The following is a 23,406-nucleotide window of genomic DNA, read 5'->3' as shown; positions in this document are numbered from 1 at the left end:
GAGTTTTTTTACATTAAAAAACTATCGGCTATAAAGCCAATAGTTGTTATAAAGTTCAGAATATGATAATGTTACTTTCTGACGAGCTTCTTAAGGTATTCGCCGTAGCCGCTTTTGCCATATTTTTCAGCAGTTTCAAGCAATTTTTCTTCGTTGATGAATTTATTATGGAATGCAATTTCTTCAATACAGCCTATTTTGAAGCCCTGTCTTTTTTCAATAACACTTACAAATTCAGAAGCATCATTCAGGGAGTCAAAAGTTCCGGTATCAAGCCAGGCGGTACCTCTGTCCAAAACACCTACTTCAAGTTTTCCTTTGCTTAAATAAACATTATTGACATCCGTAATTTCAAGTTCTCCTCTCGCGGAAGGCTGAATGTTTTTTGCGATCTCCACTACTTCATTATCGTAAAAATATAAGCCGGGAACTGCATAATTCGATTTAGGATTTGAAGGTTTTTCCTCAATAGATATAGCTTTAAAATCATTGTCAAATTCTACAACTCCATACCTCTCCGGATCGGAAACGTGATAAGCGAAAACCACTCCGCCATCCGGATTGGTTTTATTCTTCAGCAAAGTGCCCATTTCAGAGCCATAGAAAATATTGTCTCCCAAAACCAATGCAACAGGATCATTGCCAATAAATGTATCCCCTAAAATAAAGGCCTGTGCAAGCCCGTCCGGACTCGGCTGTACAACATATTCTATATTACATCCAATCTGGGATCCATCACCTAAAAGTTTGATAAATCCTGGTTGGTCATGAGGGGTTGTAATGATCAGAATATCTTTAATTCCAGCAAGCAACAAAGTTGAAAGAGGGTAATATATCATTGGTTTGTCGTAAACAGGCATCAACTGTTTACTTACTGCAATGGTAAGAGGGTAAAGTCGTGTCCCGGATCCTCCGGCTAATATAATGCCTTTCATCTTTTGTGTGTGTTAATTATATTGATTTTCGTAGTATTTCTGATAATCGCCACTGGTAACATTTTCCAGCCACTCTTTATTTTCAAGATACCAATCGATAGTTTTTGAAAGTCCTTCCTCAAAAGTCACAGATGGTTTCCAGCCTAGATCTTTATTAAGTTTAGTCGCATCAATAGCATAACGCTTATCGTGTCCCGGTCTGTCTTTTACGAAAGTGATTAATTTTTCAGAATGACCTTCCGGTTTTCCTAACTTAGAATCCATTTGCTTGATCAATTCTTTCACCAAATCAATATTCTGCCACTCGTTGAATCCTCCAATATTATAAGTTTCACCGGTCTTAGCTTCATTAAAAATCTGATGAATACCTTTTGCATGATCGATTACAAATAGCCAGTCTCTTGTGTATTTTCCGTCACCATAAATTGGCAATGGTCTTTCATTAATAATGTTTGAAATGCACAGAGGAATTAATTTTTCAGGAAAATGATTCGGACCATAATTGTTGGAACAGTTAGATATGATGAATGGCATTCCGTAAGTATTTCCATAAGCTCTTACCAGGTGGTCAGACGCTGCTTTTGAAGCTGAATACGGAGATTGTGGATCATAAGCTGTAGTTTCCAAAAAGAATCCTGTTTCGCCAAGACTTCCATATACTTCGTCCGTAGAAACATGATAAAATAAATTATTTCTTTTCTCATCAGGAAATCTGCCATGCGTGTGATCCGGATTGAGAGTCCAGAATTCCTTACATAGATTAAGAAGGTTGGCAGTTCCGTTCACATTGGTATTAATAAATGCCATTGGGTCTGTAATGCTTCTGTCTACGTGGCTTTCTGCCGCTAAGTGCACTACAGCGTCAGGGTTGTATTTTTCGAATACTTTTCTTAATTCTTCAGGTTTTGTAATGTCTGCCTTTTCGAAGACGTAATTAGGCTCGTTTTCAATGTCCTTAAGGTTTTCCAGATTTCCGGCGTAAGTAAGGGCATCAAGATTAATGATCGTTGTTTCCGGATTATTTTTTACGAACTCTCTTACAACGTGAGAACCTATAAATCCGGCTCCTCCGGTAATAATTATATTTTTCATCTATTTATTTTCTATGGTCTTTCTTCCTATACTTTTATAATGAAACCCATTCTGTTGTGGGATTTCTAACGGATACATATTTCTTCCGTCAAAAATGACTTTGTTTTTCATTTTCTTAGCCATCAGTTCAAAATTCGGATTTTTAAACTCAGGCCATTCCGTAGCTATGAATAAAGCATCTGCATCTTCAAGAGCATCATACATTCCCTTCGCATAATGGATCTTATCACCAAGAAGTTTCTTTACATTACTTTCTGCTACCGCATCATACGCAGCAATTTCTGCGCCTTTCTCTAATAAAAGAGCAATATTGTCCAAAGAAGATGCTTCACGGATATCATCTGTGTTAGCCTTAAATGCCAGACCCCACATGGCAATTTTCTTTCCGCTGATATTTCCTCCGAAGTATTTCTCAATCTCTGAAACCAGAATTACTTTTTGTGAAGTATTTACTTTTTCAGTAGCCTCAAGGATCTGGAAATTGAAATCCTCTTGTATCCCGGATTTGATAAGGGCTTTTACATCTTTAGGGAAACAGCTTCCGCCATATCCGATACCTGGAAATAAAAAACGATGTCCTATTCTGTCATCACTTCCCATCCCAAGTCTCACTTTATCTACATCAGCACCTACTTTCTCACAGTAATTGGCAATTTCATTCATAAAAGTGATTTTTACGGCAAGGAATGAGTTGGCGGCATATTTCGTAAGCTCCGATGATTTTTCATCCATAAAGATGATCGGAATTCCTGTATTGGTAAATGGCTGATAAATCTGAGCCATAATATTTTTTGCTTTTTCAGAGCTGGCACCCACAACGACCCTTGAAGGATTCATGGAGTCTTCCACGGCAAACCCTTCTCTTAAAAATTCGGGATTGGAAACTACATCAAAAGGGATGTTCGTTTTAGAAGCAATTACTTCTCTTACTTTATCCGCGGTTCCTACGGGAACAGTACTTTTATTTACAATGACCTTATATTCTGTCATCATTTCTCCAATATTATTGGCAACCTGGATGACATATGAAAGATCTGCAGAGCCGTCTTCTCCCGGTGGTGTTGGCAGTGCGAGGTATATGACTTCGCTTTTGTCTAAAGCTTCTTTAAGATTGGTGGTGAAAAATAATCTTTCGGATTGAATGTTTCTAAGAAACATCTCTTCAAGGTTCGGCTCATAGATGGGAACAATGCCGCTTTTCATACCTTCTACTTTCTTTTCATCAATATCAACACAGTATACTGAATTGCCAAGTTCTGCTAGGGTAGTACCTGTAACCAGCCCTACATAACCTGTTCCTACAATTGTAATATTCAAAATGTATGTTTTTAAATTTCAGGACAAAAATAATAAAAATACTTTCACCTGCCTATTTAATTTACCTTAATCGAAATTTTAAGGTATTTACTTGATAATTAAGTAGATTTTGCTTTTTTAGAAAAAATGCGTATATTTGCAGTGGATTTACAGGAAAAATGGGAAGGCTTCGGAAGAAAGCCTTTTTTCGTACTGGTAAATCAAGATAATTAATGTATGGAGTTTAGAAAAAGAATTGAAGAATTATTAAATGAATTCCTTGAGACCAGAAAGGATTTATTTCTTGTTGATCTGAAATTTTCTGCAGGAGATGATATTACTGTGATCTTGGATGGTGATAATGGGGTGACTCTTCAGGACTGCCTTGATGCAAGCCGTGCGATAGAGTTTAATATGGATCGTGAGGAACATGATTTCAGTCTTCAGGTAATGTCTGCGGGACTAAGTGAGCCGCTCGCCGCTCCGAGACAGTTCAGGAAAAATATCGGAAGAGAAATAGAAGTATTGCTGAATGATTCTTCCAAAATTGAAGGTGAGCTGGCAAAAGTGGATGAGGAAAAGATTACACTTATTTTACGCTACCGAAAACCGAAAGAAGTCGGAAAAGGGAAAGTGGATGTGGAGGAGGAAAAAGAAATTCCTTACTCTGAGATAAAAAAAGCGTTAGTAATAATTAAATTTTAAAAGAAAAAAAAATAAATGGATAATATAGCGTTGATTGAATCCTTTGGTGATTTTAAAGACGAAAAAGGGATAAGTAAGATTGATCTTATGGCAATTATTGAAGATTCACTGAAGACCCTTTTGAGAAAAAGATTCGATTCAGATGATCATTTTGATGTAATTGTGAACCCTGATAAAGGAGATTTTCAGATATTTTTAAATAAAACGATTGTTGAGGACGAAATGTCTGAAGATGACGATCTGGAAATTGAGCTTTCTGAAGCTAAGAAGATTGACCCTACTTTTGAAGTAGGTGAAGATTTTACAATGGAAATTCCTGTTGCCCAACTGGGTAGAAGAAATATTCTTACCTTAAAGCAGATCCTGGCCACAAAACTTCAGGAACATAATAATGCAATGCTTTATGAGCAGTTCAGAGATAAAATTGGGGAAATTGTTATTGGAGAGATTCACCACATCCGTCACAAACATGTGATCTTATTGGATGATGAGGAGAACGAATTCATTTTGCCAAAAGAAAATCAGATTCCATCCGACTTCTTTAAAAAAGGCGAAAATATCAGAGCTATTGTTGAGACAGTAGATTTTAAAGGTTCAAAACCACAGATTATTATTTCCAGAACTGCACCTAAATTCCTAGAGAAATTACTGGAGCTGGAAATTCCTGAAATCCAGGACGGAACAATCATGCTTAAGAAAGTAGTAAGAATTCCTGGTGAGAAGGCAAAGATTGCAGTAGATGCTTATGATGACAGAATAGATCCTGTAGGTGCTTGTGTGGGAGTGAAAGGATCCAGAATTCATGGGGTTGTAAGAGAGTTGAGAAACGAAAACATCGACGTGATTCAGTGGTCTAAAAACCCTGAAATCATGGTGAAAAGGGCTTTAGGAAATGTTACCATCAACAAAATTGATATCAACGAGGATGCAAACTATGCACTGGTTTATACTCCGGTTGAAGAGATTTCCAAAGTGATCGGAAAACAAGGGCAGAATATCAGGCTGGCTTCTTGGTTATCCGGATATGAAATAGATGTTTATAGAGAATCCAGCGAGGATGACGATGTTGATTTGAGAGAATTTAATGACGATATTGAGCAGTGGATTTTAGATGAATTTAAGAAAGTAGGTCTTACTACTGCGAAATCAGTACTGGATAAGGATACCGAAAGCCTTCTGAATATGGTAGATCTTGAAGAAGAAACCATCGAAGATGTAAAACGTATTCTGAGAGAAGAATTTGAAGATTAAGATTTTAATGAATTTTAATAAACAGTAAAAAAGAATACTTTAATTTTAAGAATTAAAAAAAATAGTAAATAATATAGATGCCAAAAATAAGATTAAATAAAGCGGTTAAGGAATTCAATATTTCGATGTCCAGATTAGTAGAGTTTTTACAGTCAAAGGATTTCGAAGTTGAAAACAATCCTAACGCTCAATTAGAAGAAGCGGCATATTCTGCATTGGAGGCTGAGTTTGCCAAAGACGGCGAACAGAGAAAGGCTTCCCATGAGGTGGTGATCACTAAAGTTCCGGAAGAAAAACTGGAAATTGAAGAAAAGAAAACCCCTGAAGTAATAAGAGCTAAAGCAAATAAACCGGAAACTAAAATTTTAGGTAAAATAGATCTTGAATCTAAAACTCCTGAAGTTGAAGAAACTCCTGCGGCGCCAGCACCCGTAGCAGTACCGGTTGAAGAAAAGAAAGAAGAAGTTGTGGCTGAGCCGGAAGTTAAAGCAGCTCCTGAAAAACAGGAATTCAAAGTTCTGGATAAAATCGATCTGTCCCAAATAGAATCTAGAAATAGACCTGTAAAAAAAGATAAACCCAAAATGGAGGAGAAAAAAGAAGAGGAAAAACCGGCAGAACCTGTGAAAGAAACTCCAAAGCAGCCTGAGCCTGCTGAAAATAAGGCAGAGCCTCAAAAACCAGCTGAGCCTGAATCTCAGGAACCTCAGAAAATAGAAACTGTTTATCAGAAGCTTGACGGTCCTAAGATCGTTGGTGAAAAAATTGATTTAACACAGTTTGCACCAAAACCTGGTTCTGGTGCTAAAAAGAAAAGAAAGAGAATTGAGAAACCCGGAGGACCAAATCAGCAAGGCCAAGGGAATAATCAAAACTCAGGAAATAATAACAATAACCAAGGAGGCCAGGGTAATCGGCCGCAAGGTCAGGGAGGCCCAGGAGGAAACCGTCCACCAGGACAGGGAGGTCCAGGAGGGAACCGTCCGCCAGGTCAAGGAGGTCCGGGAGGTAACCGTTTTGGAAATAACCAAGGAAACCGTCCACCAGGTCAGGGAGGCGGATTCAAAAAAGGTCCAGGCGGAAACAACAACAGACCAGGGCAGAGAACTATGCCTGTTGAGCTTACCGACGAACAGGTTAAAAATCAGATCAAGGAAACTCTTGAAAAATTAACCAATAAAGGAGGTAAATCCAAATCTGCTAAACACAGAAAAGATAAAAGAACCTACCGTAGAGAACAGGATGAACGTCAGCAGGAAATTGATGCTCAGGACAGATCATTAAAAGTTACCGAATTCATCACAGTAGGTGAATTGGCTAGTTTAATGAATGTTTCCCCAACAGAAGTTATTTCTGCTTGTTTCTCTTTAGGTGTAATGGTAACAATGAACCAAAGACTGGAAGCTGATACTTTGTTATTAGTTGCAGATGAATTTGGTTATAAAATAGAATTCTCAGATGCTGACCTTGAAGAGGTGGAATCTGAAGAGGATATGGATACTGAGGAGGATCTTTCTCCAAGAGCACCAATCGTAACGGTAATGGGTCACGTTGACCACGGTAAAACGTCTTTACTTGACTACATCAGAAAAACTAACGTTATTGCTGGTGAGTCAGGAGGAATTACTCAGCACATTGGAGCCTACAACGTAAAATTGGAGAACGGACAAAGAATTACATTCTTAGATACGCCGGGTCACGAAGCATTTACCGCGATGAGAGCCAGAGGTGCTCAGATCACCGATATTGCAATTATTGTAATTGCTGCTGATGATGATGTGATGCCTCAAACGAGAGAAGCAATTTCTCACGCACAGGCTGCAGGAGTGCCAATGATCATTGCCTTGAACAAAGTGGACAGACCAAATGCTAATCCTGATAATATCCGTCAACAACTTTCCGGGATGAATATCCTGGTAGAAGAATGGGGTGGAAATGTTCAGGCGCAAGAAATTTCTGCGAAATTTGGTAACAACATGGATGTTCTTTTGGAAAAAGTATTACTTCAGGCAGAAATGCTTGATCTGAAGGCTAATCCTGACAGAGCAGCTCAAGGAGTTGTTATTGAGGCTTCACTGGACAAAGGAAGAGGATACGTAGCTACTATGTTGGTACAGACCGGAACCCTAAGAGTTGGAGATTATGTAGTGGCAGGTAAGAACCACGGTAAGGTAAAAGCTATGCTTGATGAAAGAGGCAGAAACCTTAAAGAAGCCGGTCCTTCAATTCCTGTTACTATTTTAGGTCTTGATGGAGCACCAACGGCAGGTGATAAATTTAAGGTATATGCAGATGAAAGCGAAGCTAAAATAATAGCCAATAAGAGAGAGCAGTTACAAAGGGAACTTTCAATCAGAACTAAGAAGCATACTACACTTGAAGAACTTGGAAGAAGAATTGCTTTAGGTGAATTTAAAGAATTGAATATTATTCTTAAGGGTGACGTGGATGGTTCAGTAGAAGCATTATCTGATCAGTTACAGAGATTATCTACAGCAGAAATCAACGTTAATATCTTACATAAAGGGGTTGGACAGATCACTGAATCAGATGTTAACTTAGCAACTGCTTCTGACGCAATTATTATCGGATTTAATGTTAGAGCCGGTGCTAATGCTAAAGAATTAGCTGATAAAGAAGAAATAGAGATCAGAACTTATTCAGTAATTTATGCTGCTATTGATGAGGTTAAAGAAGCGATGGAAGGTATGCTTTCTCCTGAGATCAAAGAACAGGTAATAGGTAATGTTGAGATCAGAGAGGTATTTAAAATCTCTAAAGTAGGTACCATTGCAGGATGTATGGTTCTTTCAGGTAAAGTAACCAGACAGTCTAAAGTAAGGGTATTAAGAGATGGTATCGTTAAATTTGACGGAGAGCTGGAAAGCTTGAAGCGTTTCAAAGATGATGTAAGAGAAGTAACCAAAGGTTACGAGTGTGGATTGAACCTGAAAGGTTATAACGACATTGAAGTCGGAGATATTCTTGAAGTTTACGAACAGGTAGCTGTTAAGAAGAAGCTGAAATAATAGTTTTAACAATTATAATAGAATAGAAAAGCCACTTTGTAAAAAGTGGCTTTTTTTGTAATCGCTTTTCTCAATGTCACGAAATGGCATTGATATAAAAATTATTGTATTATTTTCTTTTTGTATTGGGTCGGAATATTTTAAGCAAGTGTTTAATTTATTTAACTTAAATATTAATTAAAGAAATTTATATCAGTAAAAACTTTATCACTTACTAGTATTGATTTTATGTGAATGCTTATTATTATTGAGTTTTTTTATAATTCAATTTATATTGAAAATAGTGAATTATCTGGATTTTATCTGTTTTTTTTATCCGTAACTAAGTGATATTCATTATTTTGTTTTTATACTTTTTTTATCAACAGATTAATTTATATTAATTCTAAATTGAATAATGTTCATTTTGGTAAAATAGAATTATTTTAATTAATTTAATGTTTTAGTTTTGGTTCTTATAATTATTTATTGTTTTCTTTGAATAATAATTATTCATTAATATGTGATTATTGTAATAATGATAAAATTTAGTTCTATTTTAATTTTTGTTGTTTGTAAATATTAGGATTTATTAACATATTTGTCGGATGATTATTAAAATTTGTTAATATGAATATTAAATTACGTGTGTTGAGTATTGGTGTTCTGTTTTTTATGAATGGAGTGTACGATGCTCAGAAAAAAAAGATTGACACTGCTAAGACAAAGGATATTGAAGAAGTTGTCATTCTTGGTTACAATAGAACTTCCACAAAACCTAAAGATGTAAGTGCAAATACGACAGTTAATGCTGAAGTTTTGGAGAACAGGCCTAATGTAAGTTTCTTGAATTCATTACAGGGTTCTGCTCCGGGAGTAACCATTGCATCAAATTCAGGTTCTCCTGGTTCTGCAAAAATTGATTTAGTGATTAGAGGTATTTCGTCACTTTCAGCAGATACAGAACCATTAGTGATTATTGATGGTGTACCTACAGGTGCTAATCAATTTAGGAATTTGAATTCAGAGGATATTGAATCTATTTCAATCTTAAGAGATGCTGCTGCTACTTCTATTTATGGTAATAGGGGAGCGAATGGTGTATTACTTGTAAGAACTAAAGGTGGGAAATTCAATTCTAAGCTGAAGTTAAGTTATTCTGCGTTGACCGGGGTAAGTGTAATGCCTAAGAATAAATATAATATAGCAGATTCACATCAATTACTTAGGATTCAAAAAAATGGTGGTGCATTGAAAGGTGCAACGATGACTGATCAGCAAATTGCTGATTTTGATATAAATACTAATTGGGAAAAAACTTTCTTTAAAGCTGATGTTACACAGCAACATAATATTTCAGCGACTTTTGGAGGTGAAAACACATCAGTATATTCCTCTCTTGGGTATTTAGAGCAAGGTGGTCTTGTTCCGAATACTAAGTTCCAAAGATTTACATTTAGAAATAATATTACAGGTAGATCCGAAGATAAAAGATTTAATTATACCGCAATCATTGGTTTGGGATATTCTAAAAGAAGTCAGTTAAATCAAGAAAATAACTCCGGAATAAATGGAAATGTTGTTCAAAATCCATTGCTAGGATCTTTTATTGCTTTACCGTATCTAAAATCAGGTCAGTATGGTAGTGGTAGGGATTTATTTAATGCTATTGGGAATGCTTCTTCAGCAAATGGAAATTTTGCTTATGTTTTAGAGGATGTATTAAGAGGGGATCAGTCTGTATTTGGTAAATTTAATGAAACTTCAATTTTTGCAAGTGCAACTACTTCTTATAAGCTTACAGATGATATTACTCTAAATAACAGAACAGGAGCGGATGTTAAATATGCAAACTCATTTGCAGGAAGACATCCTAACGGCTACCTTTCAATAGTTGTAGCTTCAAATGCAGGAATAGAATATGGAGGGAGTGAAACGATAAACAATTCAAGAGAATTAAACTTTACAACCGTAACGAGTGTTAATTATAATAAAGTATTTGGAGATCATACTATAGGGCTCGGCGCTTATATGGAATATAATAAGGTTCACTTTTATTCTAGCAGCCAGGTGCAAAACGGATTGGATCCAAAGACGTTCGCAATCGGTACCGGAGTAGGATATATTGCTTTTGATCCGGATAAAGACATCTATTTACCAGCAGTAGGTGCGAATAAAGTTACGGCTGGAGCATTGTCTTATTTTGCTACTGCAGATTATGATTTTGCAGATAAATATGGTTTCAGTGGAACATTGAGAAGGGATGGAAGCTATAGATTTGCCCCAGGAAATAAATGGGGAACTTTCTGGTCTGTTGGAGGACGCTGGAATATTGATAAGGAAGGATTCATGAGTGGTTCATTCTTCGATATGCTGAAATTAAGAGCCTCTTATGGTACGCAGGGAAATGCTAACGTTATTGCTGCTGGAGATGATACAAACCCTTTATTGCTTGCAACAGGTATCAGTAGAGAAATTAATGTTGTAGGAAATGGGTATGGGAATACACCGGGGTACTTTTTGAATAATTTTGCCAATGCCACGGTGCAATGGGAAGAAATAAAGCAGGCAAATATTGGTATGGACTTTAAGTTGCTTAAAAACAGACTTGAAGGAAATATAGATGTCTACAGAAAAAATACAGATATGCTTTATTATAATATTCCATCTTCTGCCATCCTTGGTCAGTATAACTACAGAGGGAATTATGGAAGCCTTAAAAATGAAGGTGTAGAATTAGTATTAAGATACAATGTGCTTGTTAATCCAAACTATAAACTGAGTGTCTTTGCTAATGCATCATATAATGAAAATAAAATTACTAAACTTTTAGTTCCTGTAACGACAGGTTCTTTGCTTCTTGAAGAAGGCGGTACTATTAATGAGTGGAATTTAGTGCCTTATCTTGGAGTTAATCCTAATAATGGAAATGAACTATATCTGGATTCAAACGGAAACGTTGCTGAGCAGGCTTTAGATAAAGACAGAAGAAAAACAGGCAAGAATTATTTTCCTAAATACACAGGAGGCTTCGGTTTAAATAGTGAATATAAAGGGTTTTTCTTAGATGTCCTATTCTCTTTCCAGGCTAAATTCTGGAGATCAGATAACCAGTTGTCTTGGGCTTTAAATCCTGCTTATATGCGTGCCGGATATAATGTGTCCGCGGATTTACTTAACGCATGGACACCAGATAATCGCGACACAGATATTCCTGCTTTAAATGCACCTGTATCAAGTATAACAGATAGGTTATTGTTTGATGCTTCATATTTAAGAATGAAAAATATCACATTTGGGTATAATGTTCCAAAGAAATTTTTTAACGAGAATGCTGTAATTAAGTCTGCTAAGATTTTTGTTCAGGGTGAAAATATTATGACATGGACTAAGTGGAGAGGATATGATCCTGAAGGATTGGGAACATTCCCATTAAGTGTATATCCTAACCCGAGAACATTCTCACTTGGGGTTAACTTAGATTTTTAATTTACAATTAATGAATTTCAATATGAAAAATATTTTTAAAATAGCAATTTTATCTGCATTTGTTTCTCTGAGCTTGTCTTCTTGTAACGATGCTTTGGATATTATTCAAGATGGGGAACTGAATGCGGAAAATACTTTTGTAAATACCGAAGATATGAATAAGTATCTTAACGGATCTGTATATGCCGGTTTAGATATAACTAATAATTTATTTCTCTCAGCACAATTGACGGATGAACTAGGAATGGGGCCTCAGAATTCAGAATTGGCATTAAGTGCCCATCAGTTTTATCTGGATGTTACCAATGGCCCGACAGCTAATATTTGGTTAGGTAACTATACAACCATCAACAGAGTAAACAGGCTTATGGAAGGTGCTGCTAAAATAACACCACCTGCCGCTGATCAAGCTAAGTATAATAATATATTGGCTCAGGCAAGATTGGTGAGAGCATTTTCTTACTTTACGCTTCTGTCCTATTTTTCTACAGATATGAAAGATCCTAATGCTTTAGGTGTGATGTTGATTGATCATGTCCCTGGATTATCAGAAACGGTGCCAAGAGTTAATAATTCAGCCATTTTTTCTTTTATTGATGCTGATATTGCATATGCTGAAACTAATTTAGCAGCAGTTAATGGCGATTATTTCAGAATAGGTAAGAATTTTCTAAATGCATTTAAAGCAAGATACTATCTGTATAGAGGAATGTATCCTCAGGCTAAAATTGCCGCACAGGCTGTATTGAATACTTCTGGACTTGTTTTGACTAGCCCATTGTCTTCTTCTATTCCAGGTGCTATTCCTGGTACTTTGGCTCAGAATAATGCTGCACATAAGACATTGAATGATTATTTGACTAGAAACCCTTATGTTAAAATGTTGAATAATACCATTCAAGGAGAGATTTTATTTGCATTAAACAGACCTATAGTAGGGGCATGGGGAAATATTGGCAGTTTATTTGCGTCAAATTCATCATCATTAAATGGTTCTATATTATATGATATGGGGAGAAAGACGTTTAATTTACTGAATGTTCCTGGTGACATTAGGAGATATGCTTATATTGATCCGACGGCTAAAATAGATGCTAACTATGCTACTATTACTACTTATAGAGAGGCAGATGTGCTAGTTATAGATAAATATCCTGGAAGGCCTAAGTTGATGCCGGATCCAGTTTCTACAGATATTTACAGAGAAAAAGTGGTATCTCAGGCGCCATTAAGAAATGATCTTCCTGTTTTCAGACTTTCTGAAATGTATTTTATTCTTGCAGAATGTGCAGTTGAAGAAGGTAATTTTGCTGGTGCTGCTGGATATATAAAGAATGTTAGGGATGCTAGGAGTTATACTACCCCTGTTACCCTGCCTGTTTATTCCGGTAAGCCGGCAGCTTATGCAGATATTCTTTTAGAAAGAAGAAAAGATCTTTATCTGGAAGGGCACAGGTATTTGGATTTAAAAAGATTGGGAGCAATTGCTGGAGTTGCAATTGACAGACATCCAACAGATGATCTTAAATCAATTCCTGTAACGATTCCAATTGATGATTATCGTATGAAATCTTTACCTATTCCAAGAGCTGAAACTCAAGGGAATCCAACAATTCAACAAAATCCGGGATATTAATTTTTTTAAAAAATTAGAAATGAAAACAATAAATTATTTATTCATATTACTCTTCTGTTTCACGGTATCTTGTACAAATGATGCTATTCATTACGAGGGAGAGTCCTATCTACACTTTATTACTTCCGGTTCTGATCAGTTTGTAGAGCAGGGCATTGGACAGAAAGACGTTAATATACCGTATGGCACAATTTCTACTGTTTCAGGAGATAATGAAGTCAAATTGGTTGTGGATCCAAGTTCAACGGCAAAAGAAGGAGTAGATTTCCAAATTGTAAAAGGAACGGATAATCCTTCAGGAAAGAATAATGGTATGTTCACCATCAGGTTATTAGAAAGTGGTGCATCTGTTAATGCAAAGAAAGCAACTTTCACATTACAGTCGGGTACCATTAAAAATGCAATTATTGACTATCAGTCTTATACCATGGTGATGTCATTAAAGTGTTCCGCAACACTTATGAATGCTAATTTCAAGAACACAGTTGCTTTCTGGAATACTGTAAATGGTAATTATGATATTGTTCAGTCTTCTACAACGAAGCAATTGAAAGTTAAAGACTTTTTGGATACTGGCGTTGATTTGGTTTTAGATTATAATCCAGATACCTATATTGTGACAGTTCCGGATCAGTATACGGGGTCCAAATATGGTTCAGCTCCTTATGCTGGAGCAGAGATTTGGGTTAAACAATCTACTGATGCAGCGCAGATTTCATCTTTTAATCCATGTACAAAAATTTTGACAGTATATGCAAACTATTATCTTAAAGGTACTACAGCTGGATATGGGAACAATCAAGAGCGTTTTGTAGGGAATTAAATAGGTTTTTAGAAATAATATTAATAGCCTGTTTAAATTTTATCTTTAATAAAATCTTTAGTTATAGAATCAAGTTTTCTCATGCTAAATAGGATTTTATTACATTATAATGGTATGGTTTCCTACCTTGTGTAATTTGAAATTTAAACAGGCTTTAATTTAAGACAACGGATATGAAAAAAATAGGACTTTTATTATCATTATTAAGTGTTGGTTTTTGCTTTTCTCAAATTAAAAACACAGCATTGAATACGCTTAACTATGACAGGTTGATGTCACAAGCTGTTAATAAAATTGGTGTAAGTGGTCTGGCTGACAATGAATATGAAGGATCGCCCTTTTTAGATAAAGAATTTTTACCTTCAACAATAAAGGGTGAAACGGGTACATTTCTTTTAAGATACAATATTTATAATGATGAAATTATTCTGAAAAAAGATGAAAAATATTTCAAGGTGCCTAAAGAAGGAATCGAATATTTTAATATAAATAATAAATATATCATAAGATTAATTAATGATGGTTACTATATTCAATCTTCCTCTGAAAAAAATAATTTTAGTATTGTGAGAAAAGAAATGGTGAAATTTTCAAAAGGAAAAATTGCCGAAAATACATATGATCAAAGTATGCCAGCTAAATTTTCGAATATAAAGCCTGACTATTTTTTATATAACTCAGATACTAAAACCCTGATTCCTTTAACTCTAAAGGATCTTAAAAAATCATTTAATGCTAAAAGTTCTGATCTTGATTTATTTTTTAAGCAAAATAAATTAAAGAAAACGGAGGATTATAATGCATTGCTTGAAATGCTTTCGAAATAAATTTATTAAAAAAGGTAAAGAGGATAATGTTTTTCTGTTTTTGCTTGCTAATCATTATATTTATTCTTGATTACCAGTTACTTTCTTTATATTAATATTTTGATTTTAAACTACTTTTTCAAAAATGTAATTTATACTAATTCTAAATAATATTTTTCGTATTAATAATAGTTTGTTAAAAAAATCAACTTGAATGAAAAAATAATATTTTATACAAATAATGCTAAATAATCTTGCTTAATTCATATTGTTACTAAGATTATTAGCAGAACTAATTAAGGGACAGTTGTTAATAACACTGTCAATACACTTGTGAGTGTTAATATTTATTAACATATTTGCGAATTAAATATATTAAAATTTGTTAATATGAATGTTAAACTACGTGTATTAAGTGCTGGAGCTCTGTTTTTCTTAGGACAGGTTGCTTTTGCACAAACAACGAAAAAGGACACAGCTACTACGCAGATTGACGAAGTAGTGATGGTTGGATTCGGACAAAAAAAATCTGTTAAAGAGGTTACAGGTTCTGTAAGTACAGTTAAGGGTGACAAACTTAACGATTTGCCAGTTGCTTCTCCTGACAAAGCATTAATGGGTAGGGTTACCGGAGTGCAAACTGGTGCAGCTTCAGGGCAACCAGGTGGTATTGTAAATATCCGTGTTAGAGGGAATACTTCCGTTAACGGGAATAATAGCCCAATCTTTATTGTAGATGGTGTAAGGATTGCTTCCGGAGATTTGACAACCTTAAATACAACCTCAAATATTTTAGCAAATTTAAGTACAGATGATATAGAATCAATGACTGTCCTTAAAGATGCGGTTTCAACATCATTATATGGTGCTGATGCAGGAGCTGGTGTAATTATCATTACCACAAAGTCTGGAAAATCTGGTAAACCTAGATTTAATTTCTCAACCAATTTCGGAGTAAACAAAACAGCGTTTAAACTTCCTAATGCATTGTCAAAAGATCAGTGGCATGGTTTAGCTGCCCAAACGATGCTTAATACACCAAATGTATTTGGGTATACATCTTATCAACAAGCATATGATGCTCTTTTTGATCCAAACGAGGATCCTCTAGGATATGCAGCTTATGGAGATGTAAATACTAATTGGCAAAAAGAGTTGACTAGAAATGCTAGTCAAAGCGAAACAAACTTTTCTGTAAGTGGGGGTAGTGATAAATTTAAATATTATTCTTCCATAGGAATGTTTAACCAAGAGAGTGTTTACAAAGGAAGTGATTTTAAGAGAGTTAATGCATCAACTAAAATTGAATATAAAGCAACTGATAGATTAACAATTAATACTGATTTCCAGTTTTCAAATAGTAAGATGCGTACATTGAATGATGGTGGTGATTTTGCTAATCCTTTGCTTGCTCAGTATTTTAACCTTCCTGTAGATCCTGTTAGAAATCCTGACGGAAGTTGGTATTATGGTGTTGATAACTCTTTACCTTCAGGTAACTTCAACGTAGCGGCATTACAGGAACTTAACTCCAGAAGAGCAAACACAACTAGAGTATTTGCAAATTTAGGCGTTAACTACAAAATTCTTGATGGGCTTGTATATAGAATGAACTTCGCTCCTGAATATATCAATGTAGAAGAAGATCTTTATTTGTCTCCGCTTCATGGTGATGGATATTCAGCCAAAGGGGACTTAACATCTAATGCAAGAAGATATTTTAACTTCAATATACAGAACATATTAGAATATTCTTTCAGAGTAGGAGAGAAGCATAAGTTTGTGGCCAGAGCAATTCAGGAAGCTTATAAATCAGATTTAAGAAGTATAAATGCCGAAGGACAAGTTGTTGCCCTTTCTTCACTTCAAACTCTTGATAGCTTCGTTAAACCTGTTGCTGCCGGAGGAGCAAAAACCATTACTTCAAGATCTGGTTATGCAGGACAGTTAAACTATAACTTCGATAATATTGTTAACATTGATGTTGCATACAGAAGAGATGCAATGTCTAACTTCTTCCCAGGTCAGAAAGGAGGTAACTTCTATTCTGCAGGAGCAAGTGTAGATTTGGCTGAAATTTTTATTCCTGACAATGACTACGTAACAATGTTGAAATTGAGATCTTCTTATGGTAAACTAGGAAATCAGATTTCGGCATCTCCGTATGCTACTTATAGTTATGGAGTAAATTATAATAATAATGCTGGTGCAAGTTACGCAGGGTTTTATAATCCAGGACTTAAATGGGAAACTGTTAAGCCTTTCAATGCGGGAATTGATGTAGGATTTTTAAAGGATCGTATTACTTTAACAGCTGAATATTATAATAAGCAGACAGAAGATCTAATCTTTACAGTTCCATTATCTCTAGCTCAAGGTAATTCAGGATATACAGATAATATCGGAACATTGGTAAACAAAGGATTTGAATTTAGCGTAAATGCTGACATTTTAAGACCTGAAAATCCAAAAGGATTCTCTCTTAGTATGGATGCAAATTTATCAACACTTGATAATGAGCTGACAAAAATTTATGGTGGAAAAGACATTATTTCTGGAGCTACTATTTTGAAAGAAGGAGAATCTATCAACAGCTGGTATATGAGAAAATGGGCTGGTGTAGATCCTACTAACGGAGATCCACTATGGTATGTGAATGGAGTTGATGGAGAAACAACTAATAATTACAACAATGCTCAGAGAGCGGTACAAGGTAACCGTTTAGCGAAGTATTTTGGAGGTGTTGGTATCAAAATGTCTTATCAAAATTTCACATTATCTGCTCAAGGAACTTATAGTTTTGGAGGAAAAGTATATGATGACTGGGCTATTTATACAATGAGTGATGGTCAATATAACTTATTCTATCCAGGATATGAAGACCAATTAAACTTTTGGACGCCTGAAAACCCAAATGCTTTAAATCCTAAGCCAATATATGGAGGAAATAAGCTTGCAAACAGAACATCTTCGAGATTCTTATATAAAGCAGATTATCTGAGATTAGCTAATTTAAAAATAGCTTATACCTTTGATTCTGACTTCTTAAAAGGTTCAAATCTTAATAAAGTAACGGTTTACGTTATGGGTAACAACCTTTGGACTCATGCATATGATAAAAATTTAAGATATGATCCGGACATTGCTCTTGCTGGTACAACAGGCTTGAACTTACCTCCTTTGAAATCTTATCTAGTTGGATTTAATGTCGAATTTTAAAATTTAGAAAAAATGAAAAAATATATAATAGCGTTCTCAGTTATTGCCTTCAGTGCTACTACGATGATTTCATGTAGCGATGAATTTCTTGAGACACAATTTAATCAGAGTAAGCCTCAAGAAGATATTAAAACAGTTGAAGAACTTCAATCTTTCGTATTTGGTGCTTATGGTACAATGAGAGGAGCTTCTTACTATGGTTGTGATTTTGTAACAATTCCAGAATTGCGAAGTGATGCAATGTATTCTAATAACCGTTCAGGTTATTACACTACTGTATCAAACTATACAATGCTTTCTAACGATGCTTATGCATCCGGTCCTTATACGGCAATGTATACAGTAGTTGCTAAAGCTAATATAATTCTTGCTACTTCAAATAACTTAACTTGGGGGCAAACCGTTAATCCAACAGAAATTGCTGGAAAAGTAAAAGCTCTTAAAGGACAAGCTTATGCAGTGAGAGCACAAGCTATATTTGATGCTTTAAGATTATATGGACAGCAATATTCGGGAGGTACTACAGGGGTAGTTGTTCCTACTCAATATAATCCTGCGGCTAATATGGCTCGTTCTTCAGTGGCCGAAACTCAGGCTCAGATTGAAGCTGATTTTAACAATGCAATTACCAACCTTGCTGGTAATTCTAATCAGGATTTTAGTGATAAAACCGTTCTAAACGAGTTTTCTGTTAAAGCTTTGATGTCTAAATATTACTTATACAAAGGAGATTATGCTAAAGTACGTTCATTAGTGAATGATGTGGTAGCCTCAGGAAAGTATAGTGTTATTCCTCGTGATTCGTATTTGACAAGCTGGACACTTAATAATGCTGCTGCAAACTCTGTATTTGAATTGGCAGTAGGCCCTATAGCAGCTTTAAGCTCTACAAGTATTAACGCTAAGATTAGTCCTACTAATGGATATCAGAATATGCCGGTTAAATCTGCTGTTGTAACTTCTATGTCTACACAAGATATTAGACGTTCAATATTTGCAGCAAGTGGTAACGTAGGAGGTACATTTATCGCAAAAAAATATCCTAACAGTAATGGAGAAGACAACATCAGAATTTCAAGATATGAAGAGGTTATCCTTAATGGTATTGAAGCTGAACTTAATGGTGGAAGTATCGCAAAAGCTCAAACATATTGGGAGTTAATCCTGAAAAATAGATTAGCTGATATAGTTGACACTAATGGGGTTGTGATAAAAAGTATTGCTCAGCAAATTGCAGAATTAGGTCCTATCGATATGACTAAATTAAAATCAGAAAGAAGAAAAGAACTTGTTGGAGAAGGATTTAGAATGTGGGATTTATTAAGATGGGGAGGACCTATTCCTAAAAATGCCACTAATGGGAGCGTTACAGCTAATATTGCTATCGGAGATAACAAGTTAGCATTCCCAATTCCACTTGCGGAAACTAACGTAGCTGGAACTTTAGTTAAATCTAACCCAGGTTACGATAACTAATTTATCAAATTTTAATTGATATATAAACCCACAATTTTATTGTGGGTTTTTTGTTTCCTTTTATTTCTTATTTTTGCCATACAAAAATGAATAATGAAGTACATCCTTTTTATAATAATCTTCTTCGGTTTTGTAGCGAAAGCCCAGGTCGTTAATAAAACAGATATTAAAAGCCCGCAAAAAGAAGAAGACACCCTTGTCATAGACACCGGTAAAAAAGATTCACTGAAAATCTTTAAGCCTACTATTAATGATTATCAGTATCAGACCCAGTTTTCTGAAAAGAAGATTTTTGATACCGTACTGACTTTTGATAAGACCCATATCTTTTCACAATATAACAATACAGATAATTTTGGTCGAGCTCAGGTAGCCAATATAGGAGCAGGATTCAATCCTTTGGTGTATGAAGTGAATCCGGAGCAGAACCTAGCCTTACTTCCTTCCAACAAGTCATATATGATCATCGGAGCTGATGATGTAAAATATTATGATGTAAAAACACCTACTGCCGCCTTTATTTACCATACTGCCATGAAAAATGGTGCCGCATTGAAATCTACCTATACCCAGAATATTGGGAAAAGATTTAATTTTGCTCTTGAGTATATGGGACTTCGTTCCCAGGGATTTTATAGAAATTCATTAGCGTCGAATAACAATACTTTATTTTCCGGACATTATGTTTCCAAGAGTGGAAATTATGAATTGTTTGCTCATTATCTTCACCAGAATGTCAACAATCAGGAAAGTGGAGGAATCACAGAAGATGAGCTTTTTCAGAATGGTGACAGCAACTATAAGAACAGGCAAAATGCTCAGGTTAATCTGGCTTCATCAAGTTCTCAGTATTCATACAGAAGATACTATCTGAGTCATCAGTTTACACCGTTCAATTCAGAAAAATTTCCATTCAGCATAAGACATACGTTGTCTCATCAGGGTAATAAATATTTTTACAATCAGGGAGCAGTAGAACCTTACTGGTATGATAACGTTTCAGAATTAACCAACGGTTTTCCTCTTACCACAAAAAAATATTCGGATAACTTCAGCAATACATTAAGTCTTGTTTTCAATAATGAAAAATTCAAGCTTGATGGTGGAGTACGTTATCAGATGCTGAAATTTGGAGTGAGAGACATTGCGACTGTAAATGGAGTTACTCTTCCTGGCGAATTTAAAGAAAATAGAATTGGAGCGGTAGGAAATCTTCAGGTGAAACTTTGGGATAAGTTCCAGCTGAAATCCTTTTTAGAATTTTCCAATGGAAGCCAGTTCGGGAGTTATCTAAGAACTGCCAATACCATAAAGTTTGAGCCGGTGAAAGATTATTTTGTGAATGCAAAAGTAAATTTTCAAAGTGCTTATCCGTCATTTAATTATCTTTTAAATACTTCCGTTTACAATAAATACAACTACTATCTGGAGAATGCAAAGAATCAGACTGTAACAGAGATTGGGGGAAGTGTTAATCTAAAATGGTTCAAAACAGAAATTTTTGCCAACTATTTCAGAATAGATAATTACACCTATTTCAATGCTGATGGAGCGCCGGAACAAAGTAGCAATTCATTAAACATTTCCCAAATCGGGGGAGATGCTACATTTAGTTATGGGAAATTTCATCTTAATACAAGACTTCATTTCCAAAATGCTTTGACGAATAAAGAACTTCTTCCAATGCCTAGTTTTATAGGAAGAGCCAATTTCTTCTTCCAAAGCCAGGCATTTAAAAAAGCAGCGGAAATTCAGGCAGGTTTGAAGGTATATTATTTCTCAAAATTTGCCTCAAGAGATTACTTCCCGATTTTAAACGAATATATTCTGCCAGATGCCAATTCATTTTCTATCGGAGGACAGCCTATTGTAGATCTGTATATTAACATGAAGGTTAAAAAAATGTTCTTCTATGTAGAAGGCCAGCAGATAGGAACAGTAATTTCCAATAATAAAGCTTACGCATTTCCACACTATCCGGTTTACGATTTTAGATTGAATATTGGTATTGTGTGGTATTTGTTCAACTAAAAGCAAAAACAACGTTGAAAACAATAAATAAGATATCATTTAATGATATAGAAAGCATTCCACAACTGGTAAAAGATTTCCTGAATCAGAAAATTGAAGGCTTTGAAAAAAATACCTTTTCTTTAGATCACTTTAAAGATCAGATTCATCTCAAACAGAATTCTTTTACACAGGATCAGAGAAATATTCTTTCTGATGTTTTGGAAAAGCAGCTTTCAGAACTTACCCTTTCTTCAAAACAGAAAGGAAATCTGGAAAATCTAAAATTGCCCAATACATTTACTATAACTACCGGACACCAGTTAAATCTGTTTTCCGGACCTGTTTTTTTCGTCTATAAAATTTTACAGACCATTAAAACCTGTACTTATCTTAAGGAAAATTTCCCGGATTTTAATTTTGTTCCAATATATTGGATGGCTTCTGAAGATCATGATTTTGCAGAGATCAACTATTTTAAAACAGAACATAATTATTACGAAATCAACGAGAAGTCCGGTGGACCGGTAGGCAGGATAACGATCAGCGATACATTCTTTATTTCTGAATTTGAAAAAGAATTTAAAGATTCCGTATTCGGAACAGAGCTGATTTTAATGATGAAAGAAGCTTATAAGCCTGGGAATACATTGACAGAAGCTATTAAAATTTTAGTGAACAGACTTTTTTCTGAATTTGGACTGTTGATTATTGATGGTGATTCCAAAGAACTTAAAAGCCAGATCAAAGATATTTTCAAAGATGAGCTGCTGAATTTCAGCTTACAAAAGAATTCAAAAGAAAAAGTAAGTTTTCTGACAGAAAAGTACGGAAAAGTACAGGTTAATCCCCGTGATATCAATCTTTTTTATCTTTCTGAAACCAGAGACAGAATCGATTTTGACGGTGAAAAATATATTGCAGTAGACACCAATAAAAGATTTACGCAGGAAGAAATACTTCATGAGCTGGAAAGCCATCCTGAGAAATTCAGCCCGAATGCTTTAATGCGGCCGGTTTATCAGGAAAAAATACTTCCTAACCTTGCTTACATCGGGGGAAATGCAGAAATCATGTATTGGCTGGAACTTAAAGACTATTTTATAGCGGTCAATATTCCTTTTCCTGTTTTAATTCCAAGGAACTCCATGCTTTTCATTAAAGAAAAAACAGTTGGGAAAATTGAAAAACTGGATCTGAATATCGAAGATTTTTTTGGGAATTTCACTGTTATTACCAATCAGAAAATCCTAAAAGACAGCAATGTATTATCAATATTGGAAGAAAAAGAAATACTTTTAGAAAAAAGCTTTTCCGAACTCAAAACGATAGCAGAAACTACAGAACGCTCTTTTGGGAACATGGTAAAAGCAGAAGAAGTAAGACAGCTGAAATCATTTAAAAGAATGAAAAAACGTCTTTTGCATGCAGAAAAAATAAAGCAAGGGGAGCTGCTCGAAAGACTGGAAAACCTGTTTTTAGATGTTCATCCTTCAAAAACATGGCAGGAAAGAGTCTATAATTTTAGCGTATTCTTTTCAGACTATGGTTATTCATGGCTTGAAAATTGTTGGGAAGAAATGGTGGTTCAAGAATCCAAATTAATAATTGTTGCCATTTAATTTTAAAGAAGTATTTTTGTAAATTATAATTATCGAGT

Annotated in this window: 14 protein-coding genes; 11 read left to right on the top strand and 3 right to left on the bottom strand. The window is 35.1% G+C overall.

Annotated elements, in window-relative coordinates; genetic code table 11:
- Window positions 1-71 precede the first annotated feature (71 nt).
- From rfbA to V6R96_RS01400, 3 genes are read right to left on the bottom strand one after another with little or no spacing between them, the layout of a single operon-like run.
- Window positions 72-935, bottom strand: coding sequence for a glucose-1-phosphate thymidylyltransferase RfbA (rfbA, locus tag V6R96_RS01410; protein ID WP_336377779.1), 864 nt, complete (start codon window positions 933-935; stop codon window positions 72-74).
- 12 nt (window positions 936-947) lie between these two features.
- On the bottom strand, window positions 948-2,027 hold the full coding sequence (rfbB, locus tag V6R96_RS01405; protein WP_111958996.1) for a dTDP-glucose 4,6-dehydratase: 1,080 nt from the start codon (window positions 2,025-2,027) through the stop codon (window positions 948-950).
- Window positions 2,028-3,344 (bottom strand): UDP-glucose/GDP-mannose dehydrogenase family protein, encoded by a 1,317-nt coding sequence (locus V6R96_RS01400; RefSeq protein WP_336377778.1) that lies wholly within the window; start codon window positions 3,342-3,344, stop codon window positions 2,028-2,030.
- 216 nt (window positions 3,345-3,560) lie between these two features.
- On the opposite strand from V6R96_RS01400, the gene rimP reads away from it, so the two are divergent.
- The 11 genes from rimP to bshC all read left to right on the top strand — a co-directional run bounded on the left by rimP (window position 3,561) and on the right by bshC (window position 23,368).
- Window positions 3,561-4,028, top strand: a complete 468-nt coding sequence (rimP, locus tag V6R96_RS01395; RefSeq protein WP_111959000.1) for a ribosome assembly cofactor RimP — start codon at window positions 3,561-3,563, stop codon at window positions 4,026-4,028.
- 15 nt (window positions 4,029-4,043) lie between these two features.
- Window positions 4,044-5,279 (top strand): transcription termination factor NusA, encoded by a 1,236-nt coding sequence (nusA, locus tag V6R96_RS01390; RefSeq protein WP_111959002.1) that lies wholly within the window; start codon window positions 4,044-4,046, stop codon window positions 5,277-5,279.
- 77 nt (window positions 5,280-5,356) lie between these two features.
- The gene (infB, locus tag V6R96_RS01385) at window positions 5,357-8,308 is read left to right on the top strand and encodes a translation initiation factor IF-2 (RefSeq protein ID WP_111959004.1); all 2,952 of its coding nucleotides are present in this window, start codon (window positions 5,357-5,359) and stop codon (window positions 8,306-8,308) included.
- Window positions 8,309-8,917: 609 nt separating this feature from the next.
- The gene (locus V6R96_RS01380) at window positions 8,918-11,776 is read left to right on the top strand and encodes a SusC/RagA family TonB-linked outer membrane protein (RefSeq protein ID WP_336377777.1); all 2,859 of its coding nucleotides are present in this window, start codon (window positions 8,918-8,920) and stop codon (window positions 11,774-11,776) included.
- Between the two features lie 22 nt (window positions 11,777-11,798).
- The gene (locus V6R96_RS01375) at window positions 11,799-13,412 is read left to right on the top strand and encodes a RagB/SusD family nutrient uptake outer membrane protein (RefSeq protein WP_223558168.1); all 1,614 of its coding nucleotides are present in this window, start codon (window positions 11,799-11,801) and stop codon (window positions 13,410-13,412) included.
- A gap of 19 nt (window positions 13,413-13,431) precedes the next feature.
- Complete coding sequence (locus tag V6R96_RS01370) at window positions 13,432-14,235, top strand: hypothetical protein (protein ID WP_223558169.1); 804 nt, start codon at window positions 13,432-13,434, stop codon at window positions 14,233-14,235.
- Between the two features lie 173 nt (window positions 14,236-14,408).
- Window positions 14,409-15,062 (top strand): hypothetical protein, encoded by a 654-nt coding sequence (locus tag V6R96_RS01365; RefSeq protein WP_336377776.1) that lies wholly within the window; start codon window positions 14,409-14,411, stop codon window positions 15,060-15,062.
- Between the two features lie 369 nt (window positions 15,063-15,431).
- Window positions 15,432-18,260: a SusC/RagA family TonB-linked outer membrane protein gene (locus V6R96_RS01360; RefSeq protein WP_336377775.1), complete on the top strand. Its 2,829-nt coding sequence runs from the start codon at window positions 15,432-15,434 to the stop codon at window positions 18,258-18,260.
- Between the two features lie 12 nt (window positions 18,261-18,272).
- Window positions 18,273-19,736 carry a RagB/SusD family nutrient uptake outer membrane protein gene (locus V6R96_RS01355; RefSeq protein WP_336377774.1) on the top strand — a complete coding sequence of 488 codons (1,464 nt, stop codon included), beginning with the start codon at window positions 18,273-18,275 and terminating at the stop codon, window positions 19,734-19,736.
- 93 nt (window positions 19,737-19,829) lie between these two features.
- Complete coding sequence (locus V6R96_RS01350; protein ID WP_336377773.1) at window positions 19,830-21,767, top strand: putative porin; 1,938 nt, start codon at window positions 19,830-19,832, stop codon at window positions 21,765-21,767.
- A 14-nt stretch (window positions 21,768-21,781) separates the two neighbouring features.
- Window positions 21,782-23,368 (top strand): bacillithiol biosynthesis cysteine-adding enzyme BshC, encoded by a 1,587-nt coding sequence (gene bshC, locus V6R96_RS01345; protein ID WP_336377772.1) that lies wholly within the window; start codon window positions 21,782-21,784, stop codon window positions 23,366-23,368.
- The last annotated feature ends 38 nt before the right edge of the window (window positions 23,369-23,406 follow it).

Origin of the sequence: Chryseobacterium sp. CCNWLW53, from assembly GCF_037083525.1 — a bacterium.
GTDB classification, from domain to species: Bacteria; Bacteroidota; Bacteroidia; order Flavobacteriales; family Weeksellaceae; genus Chryseobacterium; species Chryseobacterium lathyri.
Note: the sequence above shows the minus strand (reverse complement) of the source record. Positions and strands in the feature narration are given on the sequence as shown.